At 62.3% G+C, this 13,911-nt stretch carries 16 protein-coding genes and 1 tRNA gene; 7 read left to right on the forward strand and 10 right to left on the reverse strand.

Features of this window, described 5'->3' with window-relative positions:
* Together DRW48_RS05545 and DRW48_RS05550 are read left to right on the forward strand one after the other, a co-directional pair.
* The gene (locus DRW48_RS05545) at positions 1-903 is read left to right on the forward strand and encodes a DMT family transporter (protein ID WP_241963389.1); all 903 of its coding nucleotides are present in this window, start codon (positions 1-3) and stop codon (positions 901-903) included.
* A gap of 63 nt (positions 904-966) precedes the next feature.
* A tRNA-Pro gene (locus DRW48_RS05550) sits at positions 967-1,043 on the forward strand.
* Between the two features lie 581 nt (positions 1,044-1,624).
* Here DRW48_RS05550 and DRW48_RS05555 read toward each other — a convergent pair.
* The 4 genes from DRW48_RS05555 to DRW48_RS05570 all read right to left on the reverse strand — a co-directional run bounded on the left by DRW48_RS05555 (position 1,625) and on the right by DRW48_RS05570 (position 4,984).
* Complete coding sequence (locus DRW48_RS05555; RefSeq protein WP_114075537.1) at positions 1,625-2,386, reverse strand: hypothetical protein; 762 nt, start codon at positions 2,384-2,386, stop codon at positions 1,625-1,627.
* Positions 2,386-3,333 (reverse strand): type VI immunity family protein, encoded by a 948-nt coding sequence (locus tag DRW48_RS05560; protein WP_114075538.1) that lies wholly within the window; start codon positions 3,331-3,333, stop codon positions 2,386-2,388. Before DRW48_RS05560 ends, DRW48_RS05555 begins: the two co-directional genes overlap by 1 nt.
* A 668-nt stretch (positions 3,334-4,001) precedes the next feature.
* The gene (locus DRW48_RS05565; protein ID WP_114075539.1) at positions 4,002-4,649 is read right to left on the reverse strand and encodes a DsbA family oxidoreductase; all 648 of its coding nucleotides are present in this window, start codon (positions 4,647-4,649) and stop codon (positions 4,002-4,004) included.
* Positions 4,646-4,984, reverse strand: coding sequence for an antibiotic biosynthesis monooxygenase (locus DRW48_RS05570; protein ID WP_114075540.1), 339 nt, complete (start codon positions 4,982-4,984; stop codon positions 4,646-4,648). Before DRW48_RS05570 ends, DRW48_RS05565 begins: the two co-directional genes overlap by 4 nt.
* 107 nt (positions 4,985-5,091) lie before the next feature.
* On the opposite strand from DRW48_RS05570, the gene DRW48_RS05575 reads away from it, so the two are divergent.
* Complete coding sequence (locus DRW48_RS05575; protein WP_114075541.1) at positions 5,092-5,457, forward strand: winged helix-turn-helix transcriptional regulator; 366 nt, start codon at positions 5,092-5,094, stop codon at positions 5,455-5,457.
* A gap of 297 nt (positions 5,458-5,754) precedes the next feature.
* On the opposite strand, the gene DRW48_RS05580 is transcribed toward DRW48_RS05575, so the two are convergent.
* The 3 genes from DRW48_RS05580 to DRW48_RS15870 form a co-directional block, all read right to left on the reverse strand.
* Positions 5,755-6,582 carry an isocitrate lyase/PEP mutase family protein gene (locus DRW48_RS05580; protein ID WP_114075542.1) on the reverse strand — a complete coding sequence of 276 codons (828 nt, stop codon included), beginning with the start codon at positions 6,580-6,582 and terminating at the stop codon, positions 5,755-5,757.
* Positions 6,583-6,872: 290 nt separating this feature from the next.
* Positions 6,873-7,490: an ATP-binding cassette domain-containing protein gene (locus DRW48_RS05585; RefSeq protein WP_114075543.1), complete on the reverse strand. Its 618-nt coding sequence runs from the start codon at positions 7,488-7,490 to the stop codon at positions 6,873-6,875.
* Positions 7,477-8,472, reverse strand: coding sequence for an excinuclease ABC subunit UvrA (locus DRW48_RS15870; protein ID WP_162784682.1), 996 nt, complete (start codon positions 8,470-8,472; stop codon positions 7,477-7,479). The genes DRW48_RS05585 and DRW48_RS15870 overlap by 14 nt, the downstream gene beginning before the upstream one ends.
* A 622-nt stretch (positions 8,473-9,094) precedes the next feature.
* On the opposite strand from DRW48_RS15870, the gene DRW48_RS16105 reads away from it, so the two are divergent.
* A complete protein-coding gene (locus DRW48_RS16105) occupies positions 9,095-9,550 on the forward strand; it encodes a prolyl oligopeptidase family serine peptidase (RefSeq protein WP_241963443.1) in 456 nt (151 codons plus the stop codon).
* 33 nt (positions 9,551-9,583) lie between these two features.
* Positions 9,584-9,823 carry a hypothetical protein gene (locus DRW48_RS16110; protein WP_199286163.1) on the forward strand — a complete coding sequence of 80 codons (240 nt, stop codon included), beginning with the start codon at positions 9,584-9,586 and terminating at the stop codon, positions 9,821-9,823.
* 162 nt (positions 9,824-9,985) lie between these two features.
* On the opposite strand, the gene DRW48_RS05600 is transcribed toward DRW48_RS16110, so the two are convergent.
* Both DRW48_RS05600 and DRW48_RS05605 read right to left on the reverse strand, forming a co-directional pair.
* Positions 9,986-11,344, reverse strand: a complete 1,359-nt coding sequence (locus DRW48_RS05600) for a PepSY-associated TM helix domain-containing protein (RefSeq protein WP_114075545.1) — start codon at positions 11,342-11,344, stop codon at positions 9,986-9,988.
* Positions 11,345-11,402: 58 nt separating this feature from the next.
* A complete protein-coding gene (locus tag DRW48_RS05605) occupies positions 11,403-11,795 on the reverse strand; it encodes a hypothetical protein (RefSeq protein ID WP_114075546.1) in 393 nt (130 codons plus the stop codon).
* 385 nt (positions 11,796-12,180) lie between these two features.
* Here DRW48_RS05605 and DRW48_RS05610 point away from each other — a divergent pair, with 385 nt between their 5' ends.
* Both DRW48_RS05610 and DRW48_RS15875 read left to right on the forward strand, forming a co-directional pair.
* A complete protein-coding gene (locus tag DRW48_RS05610; protein ID WP_114075547.1) occupies positions 12,181-12,417 on the forward strand; it encodes a hypothetical protein in 237 nt (78 codons plus the stop codon).
* Between the two features lie 201 nt (positions 12,418-12,618).
* Positions 12,619-12,765, forward strand: a complete 147-nt coding sequence (locus DRW48_RS15875) for a hypothetical protein (protein ID WP_162784683.1) — start codon at positions 12,619-12,621, stop codon at positions 12,763-12,765.
* 23 nt (positions 12,766-12,788) lie between these two features.
* On the opposite strand, the gene DRW48_RS05615 is transcribed toward DRW48_RS15875, so the two are convergent.
* Positions 12,789-13,877, reverse strand: a complete 1,089-nt coding sequence (locus tag DRW48_RS05615; RefSeq protein ID WP_114075548.1) for an ABC transporter ATP-binding protein — start codon at positions 13,875-13,877, stop codon at positions 12,789-12,791.
* Between the last annotated feature and the right edge of the window lie 34 nt (positions 13,878-13,911).

Below are 13,911 nucleotides of genomic sequence, written 5' to 3' on the forward strand. Positions count from 1 at the left end.
GTGACGGGCGGCGGCAACCTGCGTGCGGCCGCCCTTGCCCTGCTGGCCATGGCGATCCTGGCCACGCATGACGTCATCATCAAATCGCTCGGCAGCCGGTTCTCCCCCCTGCAGATCCTGTTCTTTGTCGCGCTGTTCAGCCTGCCGCTGGTGACCCTCGCCCTGGCACATGAGCGCGCGCCTGCCTTGCTGCGCCCGGTCGCGCCCCGCTGGGTGATGCTGCGAACCATCGCCATGGTCATCGCCGCCGGATCGTCCATGTATGCTTTCGCGGTGCTGCCACTGGCCGAGACCTATGCCCTGCTCTTCACCATGCCGCTGTGGGTCACCGTCATGGCGATTCCCCTGCTGGGCGAGCGGGTCGGCCTGCATCGGTGGCTCGCGATCCTGGTCGGCCTCGCGGGTGTGCTGGTCGTCCTGCGCCCGGGCAGCGCGCCACTGACTGCCGGCCATGCCGCAGCTCTGGTCGGGGCATTCTGCTCTGCGCTGACCGGCGTCATCGCCCGCCGCCTCGGCGGGATCGAGCGGAGCGTCGTCATGCTCTACTGGCCAGTTATGGGAATGCTGGCCACCGCCGGCTTGGCAATGCCCCTGGTCTATCGCCCGCCCGCCGGGCTGGACTTGGGGCTGATGGCCGTGATCGCGGTGCTGAACCTGCTCGGCAACGCCGTCATGCTCGCTGCATATCGGGCCGGCGAGGCGGCGATCGTGGCGCCGATGCAGTACAGCCAGATCATCTGGGCGGTGATGTTCGGCTGGCTGCTGTTTGCCGAACACCCGGACGCAGTGACCCTCGCAGGGGTCACCATGATCGTGGCCGCCGGCCTCTACATCGTCGCGCGTGAGCGCCGCGGGTCTGACAACCGCCCCGTCACGACCACGCGCACGCGCCCCCTTCGTTAGGCATCCGGCGGCGCAAATCCACTTGCAATCCCCCTGCGCGCGGTCTACCTGCCGCCCCACGGTCGGAGCGTAGCGCAGCCTGGTAGCGCACCTGCTTCGGGAGCAGGGGGTCGGAGGTTCGAATCCTCTCGCTCCGACCATTTCCCGGTTGTTTGGTGGCAGATAGTTCTGCCTTTCTGATCAGTTAGCTTGCCTCTGGGCTGCGATTGTTCGAGCGAGTCCCGGAAGTGAGGGGCGTTCGGCTTGCCCGAATCTCCCGAACAGTTGCGCACTGGCGGCTCGCTCGGAGATCCGAACGAGTGCGAGGGTCGGCGGATCGTTGCCTCTGATCGAGCCTGAGCGCCTTAAACACCGATCAACCAGAAGCCCCACAGGATTGCTGCGATTCCGATAATGAACAGGGGCCATGAGTTCATCTCAACCGCACCCCCAAGCGCCAAGCCCCCAATTGCGAAAAGTACAACCCCCAGCCAATATCCAAGCAGCATGTGGACGATATACTTGACTGTCTTCCACATCTGGTCCTCCGTCTCCTGCCATTTTTGTACTTGTCAGGGTGTTGCGGGCATGGACAATCCGCACCCGCGCCGTTTCCCCTGATGAAACCAGTGCAACGATATTACGCGCATTCATTCCGGATGCGCACTTGCCCAACCTTCGTGGGCCTAATCTCGATAACCTAGGGAGTTGGCACCTGCCCCCAGTTCGCCGCGATGCGAGATCATTCCTCGATCTGCGCCTCGAAACCACCCGGGGCCAGCAGGGTGAGGAAGGCGACGACCCAGGACGGCTCGGCCGTGATACGATCGATCACCAGATCGGATCCACTCGCAAAGATTTCGGGGTCGGTATCTTCGTCTGCGATCTCGGGCGGGTTGAAGACGCCGAGGACGCTGAAGCTCAACCACGCATCCTCTGTCTCGACGTCGGGCACCGCCACCTTCTTGGCGCGCACGGTATCGCCGCGAAGCTGGTCCAGCCCATTGGTTGGCCCGGCGGGTCGCAAGGGATCGAAGGCGCGCGGCTTGCCGCCGGCGCCCTCGGCGGTGACGCGGACGGCGGCGATGGCATCGACGAAATCACCGCCTGCATAAACCTCGCGCGCAGCCGCCTCGTCGCCGTCGAAGGCATTGAGCACCATTTCCCACGAGCGCGGCGGTGTTTGGTTGAGCGTATGCACGAACCGAAGCAGCAGCACGATCAGGTCGGGATGGCGTGGCCCACCGTCATAGCTGATCAGGAAATGGCCGCGCTCAGGCTCCGAAAACTTCAGCGTGGCAGCGCCCGCAGGCCCGAGGAAGCCCTGCCGCAGCAGTTGCGCGACGTCGGAAAGCGAGTCGGGCATTTCCTCGCGGTTGTGGGTGATGTCCTTCCCGTCCGCGGCCTGATCGACCATTGCGACGTCGATCCGCGCCGCCACGATCATCGGCGGGATGGCGGCGGGTGCCGTCAACCGCGGCGGCAAGACGTCGAGAATGCTCATCATGGTTCCTTATTGAAACGGGTGAGATAGGCCGCGACCCGGTCGAGATACTCAGCATCGCCAATGGCATCACCAAACAGACTGCCGCGCGCCACCTCGAAGGGATACCGGACATCGGCCAGAACCCGCGCGATCTCGCGATAGGCCGAAATATCCTCGCCGCGTTTCACGTCGCCCCAGATCGGCGCCGGGCCAGCCTTGATGATGACGGTGTTGCCGCGTTTTTCGACCGTCACCCCAGGGACCTCGGCCAGGTCACCAAGATCCGGGATCCGGTCGAGGAACGACGGACCAATCAGCGTCTGCCAGCCGATATCGGCAATCCCCGATTCGACATTCGGATAGCGATCGAAGGGAAAGAACGACCGTTCCTTGCGAATTCCCCCGTCGGGACCGGACAGCTGGATTTCGATGGCGCAGCGATAGCGTGCGGTCGTTTGCGGCAGGTTGAAGATCAGGCTGTCGAGGTTCTCGGGCAGGTAGAAGCCGTAGCCGACGACGCCGCAGATCATCGGCAAGACCGAAAGCATCTCGACCACCTGGTCGGCCAGAGCGAGGTCGGGACCTTCCGGTCCTTGATCGAACTCGACCATCACCATCCCGACGCCTTCCTCAAGGCAGAAATGCGGAGCAATCGTCAGGTCCTGGTCTTCGTCATAGGTTAACATCCGCAGGGTGGTCGGAAAGCTGTGCGGCGGCGTCAGCAACCACTCGCGCGCAGCAGCGAGAGCCTTTGCCGTCGCCTTCGTAGGCCTGCCCTTTTTGCCGCGTCCGCCCTGCATGAGGTAAAGCGACACCTCCCCAAAACGTTCGACATAGAGGTCGAAGAGCGGGACCAGACGCTCGACCATCGAAGGGTCCGCGAGCGAGCCTTCGATCCAGGCCAGGGTCTTGAAGGCCGGTCCCGCAAACGGCTCACCCTCGTAGTTCAGTGGTTTCGGCGTCATGATCGCTCACCTCTGAGGGCTCTGCGGCGTCCTTATTCGTCGCAGTTGCAGGTCGCGTTGTCGACCTTCTCGGGCACACGGCGCGAGGCGCACGGATCTGCCAAGGAGTATCTCGCGCTTTGATCTCGGCGATTGTTTGCGCCTATGTGCGCAGGTTAAAGGCTTATGAGAGGCAAACGCATCTGAGAAAAAAGGCAGAATCCGCTCCGCATCGCGGTTTTTGGCCTCTTTGTTTCGAAAAGGTATTTTCGCGTCGTGAAGGCAAAACTATTTGACTGCACCCACCGGTTGTTTGGTGGCAGATAGTTCTGCCTTTTTGATCAGTTAACTTGCCTCTGGCATGCGATGGGCGAAGCCGTGTGCAGCGGAGGGGCGTTCGGCTCGCCCGAATCCCCCGGCCTGAGTGCTAATCTTTGACGGTCAGTGCCGCGACAATTAGATCGGCGAGCGCATCGGGTGCTTCGGTCTCTCGAAGCGCACCGTGCCAGATGACAGCGCCTCGGCGGCGCCTATCAACCCAACACAAAGAGGCCGAACCATGTGCGGTGGGCGGTCATTCGTTGGTCGACATATCGCAATGGTCCCGCAATCTGGCCAGGCGGGCCGTTAAGCGTCGCGTGCTTCACAGCTCTGAGGACATGCTGCTCCCATCGAGGAACACTGCTGGTTCAACGAAGGTTCGTGGCATGGTCCTGAAGAGCCTGAGCCAAAGCCTCGTCTGTTTGATTGGTCGAGATCGGAGCGCTTGGTCCTTGGGCGCCATCGCGAACCAGAGTTGGTACGCCTTTTACGCCTTGGGTCCGTGCGGTTTTCTGATCGTCCTCGACCTCTCCGACCCCTTCGCCGCTTCGCAAGAACAGTTCCGTCAGGCGAGGGTCAATCCCCACCGACTGTGCTATCCTCACCAGCACCTCAGGATCGGCAATGTTCGAACCTTCGAGGTGATACGCACGGAAGACAGCCTCGTTGAGCGGAGAAGCAAGCCCGAGGTGCCGCGCGAGCTTGGCAAGGCAATGAGCATCCCTTGTGTTGACGGGACGTGCGAGGTCCAGGCGCAGGACCAGGCCTTCCTTCCGCCCGGCCGACCTGATCCGCGACATGCGAGCGTTGGCCTGGGCAGTGTCTGGGTACCATGTCCGCATGGCCTGCTCGACTGTCGGCCCGGGAATCTGGCCGGCGTCGGGATCGAGTTGAAAAGCCCGCCAGATGATTTCTGGGCAGCGGCCCATTGGGATATGCGCAAGGGTTCGGTCGATTTTCCGGAGGGCAATGTAGCACCAAGGGCAGACGTAGTCCGAGAACACCGAGATGGTCATGCCGAGGTCTCTCGGGGCCAGACAGTTGACAACTCTCTAAACGTCTGCCGGCTGCCTTGCGTGTCATGAAGCCGGAAGGCCGCATCGAGCGCAGCGAGACGCCCTGCAGTGTCGGAAACCTGCTCAAACTCGCGCATTGCCGCCTCGCTCTCCCACTCCACGATCACCCGCACAAGTCGTCCATCGGTGCTCGCAAGGAAACGTGCGGACCGAAAACCAGCGTAGGGTGCCACCCAATCCTCTTGGATGCGTTGGAAGGCCCCGGCGATCTCGGCCTGCCGCTCGGGGGAAGGAACTGTGTAGTCGATCATGGAAACGAAGGGGGGAGGCGGCATGGATCATTTTCCTGTGCAGTGATGCTGTCAGGCTGACAGCTGGTAGGCTTACTTTCAGAAAGCTTGTAGAGAAGCGCAAGAACGCACCTTTTCGTACGGGCCCCAGCATGACCGACATGAGCGAGCGACAGGGACCCCTGAAGAGTGGATGCGTCTGGAGAGAGGCCTTTGCTCTCGTCACCAGCCGCTGGGGCATCCTCATCCTGATCGCACTTGGCCAGCGTCCTCTGCGTTTCTATCTCCTGCGCGACTCTGTAGAGGGCATCAGCGAAAAGATGCTGTCGCAGACACTGAAACTCTTGGTGCGAGACGGGTTCGTCGCGCGACATGCAGACGGCTCGGCTCCCCCCCAGGTCACATATAGCCTGACACCCTTGGGGAAAGGTTTAGCTGAGCGCCTCAATGCTGTCTCGGAGTGGCTGGGGGCACACCTCGACGAAGTAAATGCAGTCAGGCAGCGCCAGAAGCTCTGACATTCTCCAAGCGGTATGAGCGACCGTGAGCGCAGTTAGGAGGGAGGTTTGGCCCCTGAGAGGCAAACCTTTCTGACTAAAGAGGCAGTCTCGAGTCCGTACCGGGATTTCCCAGCTTTGTTTTCACTGGATCGGTTCTGGACATAGAGGCAGGTCTTTGTGACCACCTTCACCGGTTGTTTGGTGGCAGATAGTTTTGCCGTTTTGGCCTATCTATCTGCCTTCGAGGACAAAACCGCTTCCTGCCAACTACCTTGAAGCGCGGATTCAGGTGGGATCGCGTTCAGCCCGCGAAGCTCAGTTGCGGGCACCCATGATGCGCGCAATTTCCGCGCCCGGCAGGGCGGCATCAGCATAGCTGAATGTCCCGAGATCCCGGACTTCTGCCGCCGCACGGTAGAGCGCACCAAGAGCTGCACGCGCGAATGATCCGCCAACACTGATCCGGCGGACGCCCGCGGCCGACAGTTCGTCTACCGACCAGTTTGGTCCGCGAAGGCCCATGACCACGTTGACAGGTTTGTCGAGCGCGTCGCAGACCGTGCGGATCGCCCTCAGGTCCGGCAGGCCGGGTGCATAGAGGACATCTGCCCCGGCCTCCGAAAATGCTTGGAGGCGGTTGATAGTGTCGTCCAGATCGGGGTTTCCGCACAGGAAGTTCTCGGCGCGCGCTGTCAACAGAAACGACCTGTCTCGCGCTGTCTCGGCCGCCGCCCGCACGCGTTCGACCGCGAGTTCGAACGTGTAGATAGGCATGTCGGGATTGCCTGTCGCATCCTCGATCGAGCCACCAATCAAGCCTATCTCGGCCGCCTCCCGTATCGTTCGAGCACAATCCTCCGGTGCGCCGCCAAATCCATCTACCAGATCGGCGGAGACGGGCAGGTCGGTTGCGGCCACAATTTCGGCGGCGTTCGCCAGAATTTCCTCACGGCCAAAGCTGCTCGAGGAGTCGAGTTTACCCTCGAAAAAGGCATAGCCAGCACTGGTCGTAGCCAAGGCCTCGAACCCAAGATGTGCTAGGAGTCGCGCTGTACCGGCGTCCCAGGGGTTGGGAACAACAAACGCGCGGTCTTGTGCATGCAGCGCGCGGAAACGTTCGAACTTTTCGGTCCGCTCGGCCATCGGTCTCTCCTCAAGCGCCGCGTGGCTCAGATGCCAGCTCTAGGAACCTTGTCGACCAAGGGGGATGATCCGCTCGAATGTCAACTAAGACGCCCCCGCATCGCACCGGCAGCGGCGGGAAACCCTTCTCTGAACTCGCGACTCGCGCCGGCGATGCTCCGGGCCTCTGGTTATGGTATGGCATGCGTGGAAACCATTAATTTTTCCCACTCATTTATTACCTGGCCCGAAAGGTGATAAAACCCAGGCGTGTTGTTTCGACATTCAAAGCCAAGATATTCTAGATTTCGCTAGCCGTCCGTCGACCGCACTGTGGGTCCGGAAGCTTGCCATTGCCTGGACCTGCGCCAGTCTTGCCCTTCAAGATACCCTTTGAGAAACGGCCCCGTGATCGACTGCTTTGACCTCAGCATTTCTTTCGGCGAGCCTTTGAAAATTACACGGCCTCCGCGCTTACCCGGACCCGGGCCCATCTCGACAATCCAGTCTGCTTTCGAAATAACCTGGAGATTGTGCTCCACAACGATCAACGATTTTCCGCTCTCGATCAGTTGATCAAACAGCCCAAGCAGGTGGTCGACGTCAGCCATGTGCAACCCCGAGGTTGGCTCATCGAGCAGATAAGTCGAGCTCTCTCGCCCCAGTTCATCGGCGAGACGCAAGCGCTGACGCTCGCCACCGGACAGCGAGTTCAATTGCTGACCTAATCGCATATAGGCGAGCCCGACGTCGCGCATGCGCTCCAACGGCGCGGCGATGGCGCTATCATCCGAAAAGGCCTTAAGCGCCTCAACCACAGGCAACGTTGCGATATCGGCGATCGTGCGTCCGGCGATCTTAACTGCCAATGCAGCGTCAGAATACCCCGAGCCGCCGCAGCTTCTACAGGGCACCTCAGCGGTATCCATGAACGCCAAATCTGTGCGGATGACTCCGAGGCCGCGACAGACCGGGCATGCTCCCGCAGAGTTGCTGCTGAACAGGCCTGCGGCTTCGCCGCTGGCTTTGGCAAACAGGGCGCGGATACGGTCCTGAATGCCGATGTAGGTCGCGGGTGTCGAACGGCGAGATCCCCCCCAGTGCGCTTTGGTCGATACAAACAATCTCCGGATAGCGCCGCGCCAGTATCGAGTTCGTCAGCGTGCTCTTGCCGGAGCCTGCAACCCCGACGATGACCGCCAGGACCCCGAGCGGCATATCGGCGCTGACTTCGTGAAGATTATGCAGCGATGCATTGCGTATCTGTAGCTGACCCTTGGGTTCGCGAATTTTCGCTCGAAGTGAGCGAGGCTGGGTAAAGGCTTTGGCGGTTCTTGTTTCAGATCGCCGAAGTTCGTCTAGTGTGCCTTGGAAAACAATCTGCCCACCATCAGGTCCTGCACCCGGGCCTACATCGATTACCTCGTCGGCAATCGCAACCACGTCCGGATCGTGCTCAACAATCAGGACACTGTTGCCCCTGCCGCGCAGACGATTCATCAGTTCCGTAACCTGGTGAACGTCGCGGGGATGCAGGCCGGTGCTCGGCTCATCGAATATGTAGGCGATGTCGGACAGGCTGCTGCCAAGATAGCGAACCATCTTGATCCGCTGTGACTCGCCACCAGAGAGCGATGGCGTTTCACGGTCAAGTGTCAAGTAATCCAGCCCGAGGTCGATCAGAGCCTGCAAACGATCGATCAGCGTATCGATAACGGAAACCGCCTCCTGGGCATCAATCTCGCGCAGAAAGGCGATCAAATCGCCCGGCTCCATGGCTCCGCAATCGGCGATGTTGCGACCCTCGATCTGGCACGCCAAGACTTCAGCCTTAAGCCTGCCACCATGACAGGTGGGGCAAGCCTTGCGGGTCAGAATTTTTGCCAACGCCCCGCGTTCCGGTTCCGTCAAGGCATCCAGATCGCGGCGAAGGTAGGTGCGCCTGATGCGCTTCGTATGTGGTGCTCGTCATCCATCCCGGGAGTGGATTGGCGACCGGGGTTCCCTCCGCGTCGATCAACTGCCGCCGTTCCGCCTTCGTGTATTTTGCCAAGGGCTTGTCATTGTCGAAAAAACCGGTCAGCGCGTAGCGTTTCCAGCGGTAGGAGCCCACGTCCCAGCCCGGGAAGAGAAAACGGTCCCTGATTTATCGAGCGGGATGGATCTAACATAGCATCAACGTCGACGTCATCGATGCCGCCCAGCCCCTCATGGACCAGTCCGGCGTGCCGGGACGCTATGTGATCGCCGAGTTCGCCCATGATCCCGACCTCAGCCTCCCCACGACCGACAGCGAGAAAGTGACGCTGACTCAACTGCGCGACATCCGCACCGAGGCAGGTGCGATCTACCCCTCGAACTCCACCCCCTTCAGTAACGTCGGAGAGCGAGGAACAGCGTTTCCATTCGCGGTGTCGATGCCTGGGAGCAAAACCATTGGTGGTGGGACGACGACCGCGCCACGTGGCTGGAATGCAGCATCTATCTGCCCAAGTCGTTTCTGGCCGATGGCGGCGAGGACAAGGCCTATGCCCTGCGGCTCGCGATCACGCATTCGGGCACCAGCTACGACGGAACCTGTGAGGAAACGCTGACCGAGACCTGCATCGCCAGTATCTGGAGCATGCCGGAAGAGCAGGCCCAGCGCGAATGCGTGGTCATCACTCCTAGGTATGAACGCACCACAATGAATGACTATTGGGAACACACCCATGACGTCGAAAACACATATCGACTGGTCGAATCCCTTCTGTCGAATACATGGAATTACGGCAATCCGAACCTGGATGATCGCCGCGACAAGGTGCTGAAGATCGATCCCAAGCGGGTCTATTGCACGGGCTGGTCGATGGGGGCCATGACTTCGTTGTGGCTGATGGCCAAACACCCCGAGACTTTCGCGGGCGGCCTGATTATCGCGGGCCAGCAGCGCCTCGCCGATGTCGAAACGCTGGCCACGCAAAACGTGCTGATCATCACCGGGAGCTAGGACAACAAGGCGACCCCCTGGAACGAGCAATGCGTGCCGGTCTGGCGCGATGCGGGCGCCAAGGTCACGCGCCCGGCCGAGACCTTGGACCCGTCGCTCATCTTCCCGATTCAGGATCAGCAAAATCTGACCAGTCAGGTTGACGGCTACCTGGAGCAGGGTGGTAACATCACCTTCTTGACCTTCCAGGGGGTCGATCACATGGGCTCGGCGCGCAAGTTTTTCTACATTAAGGCAGCGCGCGAATGGCTCTTTCGGCAGGCCAAAGCCTGAGGACCGATTGCGACTGCCGTCCGCAGAGCCGGAAGCGCTGCGGCAGTCATGAGCGACGAGCAATAGGCGTGACCTTGTTCGGCGCGGTGTTGACGGTCAGACAGCGTCCGCCGTTCGCCTGTGGATCGCGCCGCCAAAGCGGCGCGATCTGTGAAACGCGGATCAGGCCACTGTCTGGCGGCGCGCGATCACCCACTCGATGGCCGCCATCACCAGCATCGACAGTCCCACCAGCGGGAAGAACAGGCCAGCCGCCGCCCCAAGCAGGATCAGTCCAGTGGGCACGCGCCAGGCTCCGACGCGTGGCGTCCCGAGGCTACCGGAGGGCCGGCGCTTCCACCACATCGTGACGGCGGCGATGCACATCACGATCATGGCGAGGCAGGCCAGCAGCAACGCGATCTGGTTCACCACGCCGAAATACTGACCCGTGTGCAGGCTGACGCCCAGCTCTGCGGCAGCACCCAGCGCGCCGAGGTCGGCCACGCCCATATCGAACAGCACCTTCCCCGAATACTGGTCGAGGTGGATCACCCGCTCGCGCCGGACATCGTCGGGATAGACCGAGGCGGTGAAGACGCCCTCGGGGTCCGACGGCACGTCCAGCCCATAGCCGGGCGCGATACCCAGCGCCTCAACCGTGGCGACGACCTGGTCGAGACCCGCAGGGGTACCATCGCTTGCGGTCGACAGCGGCATAGGCTGGCGCTCCATGATCCAGGGGGTCTTGTCCAACACCGCGCCGACCGGGACGGTCGATGTCGGATAGCTGAACCAGTAGCCGTCCGGCATGCCCAGCCCGACTTGGTAGGCGAGGTCATAGAACTTCGCCCCCCAATAGCCCGACCATGGCAGGCCCGACATGGCGAGAAACAGGATGAAGCCCGCCGTGTAGATCCCGGTGACGGCGTGGATGTCGCGCCACCAGGGCCGACCGCGTGCTGCCTTGACGGTGAAGGTACCGGCCCGCTTGCCGCGTGGCCACCAAAGATAGATGCCCGAGGCGGTCAGCAGCACCATCCACCCCGCCGCCAATTCGACAAAGCGCTGGGGCAGCCATCCGAAATAGGCGAGCGAGTGCAGCTGTCGCACCAACTGCATTTCGGGGCTGCCCGCCGCACCGCCATCACCCAGCGCGCCCAGCACGGTGCCGCGGGTTGGGTCGACATAGACGCTTTGTGTGATGCCCTCTTCGTTCTCGATCTTGACCTCGGTCGAGCGCCCGGGGGCAGGCGCCGGCAAATAGGATTTGAGGGTCCCGGGGTAGTTCGTCAGCGCCGCGCTGACGATGGCGGAAGCGGGCAGTTGTGCCGACTGCGTCACCGGAACGATGCGCAGATCGCGATGCAGCAGGTCGTTGATCTCGTCCTTGAACAGGTAAATGCCACCGGTGGTGGCCAGCAGCAGCACGAAGGGGATCACCAGCAGCCCGGCTATGAAATGCCAGCGCCAGATCGCCCGATAAAGGGCGGATGAGTCCGCGCGCGCTTTGGCGGCGGCAGACAGGGAAATGTCGGTCATGTTGATCCTCGGGCGCGGCCCGCGGGCCGCAGATGCGCGAAAGCCCCAATGGGGCGGCTCAGGCAGTCCGAGGGTTGATGGGCGGGGCGCGGGCCGGCGGCATCGGCGGGGCGCGGGTTCGGTGCGCGAAGGGCGGCGGCATTATCGGCGCGCGCCAAGTCAACTGACGTCGCGCAGGCTCGGCGAGGGCTGCCGGCTTGGGAGGCGTCGGGACGAGGCACAGCGGGCACCCGTGGTCATTATGGCCGGCGCCCTCGCCACACAGATCAGCGCTATGGGTCCCCAACGTCAGCATGGCTGCAGCGAGGTCGATCTCGCCCCGCTCTGGCGCCATCCGCGCGGCCGAGCCAACGCCCGTCAGTATGACGATCAGGATCAGCGCAGCCGAGACCATCCACGCCTTCAGGAAGCGGACGGCCAGGTTTCCGGTGATGGAGCGATCAGCTTGCAAAGGATCCCGAGCCGGTTGCCGTTTGGCTGCTGGAACCTATAGCCGCTGGAGCGCTGCTGCCAAGCAGCCGCGCCGGGTTTGATCAAGTGAACAAGATCGGCGTCACGCGAAGCGCCAGCGGCCAATCTATGAGCGCGTCAGTGGCGGAGTGTTGTGTGCCGAGGCCGGCGTTCACCTGCGGCCGCTTGCACCTGACAAGATTTAAGTCGGATGTTCCGGGACGCCCTATGCCTTCCGCGTCAACATGCCGCTGAGAGGGCGTGGACGGGAACCCCTCCGGTGCGCAGCGGTTACCCTCCTCGCGACAGGTCATTCTGTTCGGCCTTTCTGGCACGCTCCGATGCCTGACCAAGGGCCCCCTTGTCCCAGCAAGAAAGTGCAGCCGATGGATTTGTTGAAACGGGCCAGTATTCCCGTCGCGGCTCTGGCCATCTCGCTGCTCGCGATCCTGTTGGCGCGCGTCCACTCAGCGTGGCTCTGGCTGCTGGTCATCTGCGTTCCGCTGATGGCGCTGGGGATTTATGATTTCGCCAAGCGCACTTGGGTCATCACCCGCAATTACCCCGGCGCCGGGCAGGTGAAGAAGGTCATTTCCCTGCTTCGGGAAAATTTGCTGAAGTAAGGTGGCGGGCACGTTGCGCAGTGACAGGCCATGTCTTTCCTCTCCGGCGAAGCTGATGGCGACGCAGATAACCCTCGACTAGTTCGGGCGCTCGAGAGGGTGGGATAATGAAGGATCGCACGAGTTCGCGCAGGATACGAGAGTGGTACAACGACGAGCAGCGCCCGGGTCGTATTGTTTAAGAGCCATTGGGACGGCGCCTTGGCCTATCTCATCATGTGCGACCCCGCGGGCATCCAAGTCATGTGCGTGACCTATGAGCCGCAGGAGGCAACTGGTCAGCAGGTTCAGTTTGCCGGCGGCTACAACCGGATGGATGAGCGAAGGATCGTTCTCGATCCTGCCTGACGTTGCCGGTCGAGTGACTTGCTTCAGGCGTCCAGCGACCGCTCGTCGGCGCCGAACAGGTGAAAACTGCCCGGATCGGCGGTAAGGGCAAGCTCGGCGCCTGACTCCAGCAGCGCACTGCCCGGCAGCTTCGCAACCAGCGGCTCAATCACGCCGGGGATGTCGAGATAGACAAGCTGCACCTCGCCCAGCTGCTCAACCAGCGTCACGCGGCCGGTCAGCAGCGGCTGGCCCTCTTCGGCGAGGCGCAGATCCTCGGGCCGGATCCCGAAGCTGACCGGCTCACCGCGCATCGCCGCGTTGGTTGCGAGCGGTATGCCTACATCTCCCCCGGTCGCCAGCGTTACCTGCGTCTGTGCGCCGCTAGCGGTCACCGTCGCCGGCAGGATATTCATGGCGGGCGAGCCGATGAACTTTGCCACGAACAGGTTTGCCGGCCGACGGTAGAGGTCGACCGGCGAGCCGACCTGCTCGATGCGGCCACCACGCAGCACGACGATGCGGTCGGCCAGCGTCATCGCCTCGACCTGGTCATGCGTGACGTAGATCATGGTCGTGTCCGGCATCGCCTGCTTCAGCTTGGCGATCTCGATCCGCGTCGCGACCCGCAGCGCCGCGTCGAGGTTCGACAGCGGCTCGTCGAACAGGAATACCCGCGGGTCGCGGACGATGGCGCGGCCGATGGCGACACGCTGGCGCTGCCCGCCAGAGAGGGCGCGGGGAAAGCGGTCCAGATAAGGTGCCAGTTGCAGCGCCTCGGCCGCGCGCGTCACGCGGGCCGCGATCTCGGCTTTTTTCACCCCGGCGATGCGCATGCCGAAGGCCATGTTGTCGAAAACCGTCATGTGCGGGTAGAGGGCGTAGGACTGGAACACCATGGCGATGCCGCGGCGCGAGGGCGCAACCTCGTTCATGCGCGCGCCATCGATCAGGAACTCGCCCGAACTGATATCCTCCAGCCCGGCGATGGCGCGCAGCAGCGTGGACTTGCCGCAGCCCGAGGGGCCGACGAACACCACGAACTCGCCCGAGCGAATGTCGAGGTCGATCCCCTGCAGAACCTCGACCGCGCCATAGCTCTTGCGGACGTTGCGCAGCGTCAATTCGGCCATGTGGTGCCTCTTTTGTAATTCAGGCGTGCGGGGC

The sequence above is a fragment of the Paracoccus suum genome, assembly GCF_003324675.1.
In the GTDB taxonomy this organism is placed as follows: Bacteria; Pseudomonadota; Alphaproteobacteria; order Rhodobacterales; family Rhodobacteraceae; genus Paracoccus; species Paracoccus suum.

Excerpts from the sequence above, each read along its gene's own strand:
- DRW48_RS05555 (WP_114075537.1), bottom strand. The coding sequence starts at position 2,386 with ATGAGCATTCTCGACGTCTTGCCGCCGCGGTTGACGGCACCCGCCGCC.
- DRW48_RS05560 (WP_114075538.1), bottom strand. The coding sequence starts at position 3,333 with ATGACGCCGAAACCACTGAACTACGAGGGTGAGCCGTTTGCGGGACCG.
- DRW48_RS05565 (WP_114075539.1), bottom strand. The coding sequence starts at position 4,649 with ATGACCATCTCGGTGTTCTCGGACTACGTCTGCCCTTGGTGCTACATT.
- DRW48_RS05570 (WP_114075540.1), bottom strand. The coding sequence starts at position 4,984 with ATGCCGCCTCCCCCCTTCGTTTCCATGATCGACTACACAGTTCCTTCC.
- DRW48_RS05575 (WP_114075541.1), top strand. The coding sequence starts at position 5,092 with ATGACCGACATGAGCGAGCGACAGGGACCCCTGAAGAGTGGATGCGTC.
- DRW48_RS05580 (WP_114075542.1), bottom strand. The coding sequence starts at position 6,582 with ATGGCCGAGCGGACCGAAAAGTTCGAACGTTTCCGCGCGCTGCATGCA.
- DRW48_RS05585 (WP_114075543.1), bottom strand. The coding sequence starts at position 7,490 with ATGGATACCGCTGAGGTGCCCTGTAGAAGCTGCGGCGGCTCGGGGTAT.
- DRW48_RS05600 (WP_114075545.1), bottom strand. The coding sequence starts at position 11,344 with ATGACCGACATTTCCCTGTCTGCCGCCGCCAAAGCGCGCGCGGACTCA.
- DRW48_RS05610 (WP_114075547.1), top strand. The coding sequence starts at position 12,181 with ATGGATTTGTTGAAACGGGCCAGTATTCCCGTCGCGGCTCTGGCCATC.
- DRW48_RS05615 (WP_114075548.1), bottom strand. The coding sequence starts at position 13,877 with ATGGCCGAATTGACGCTGCGCAACGTCCGCAAGAGCTATGGCGCGGTC.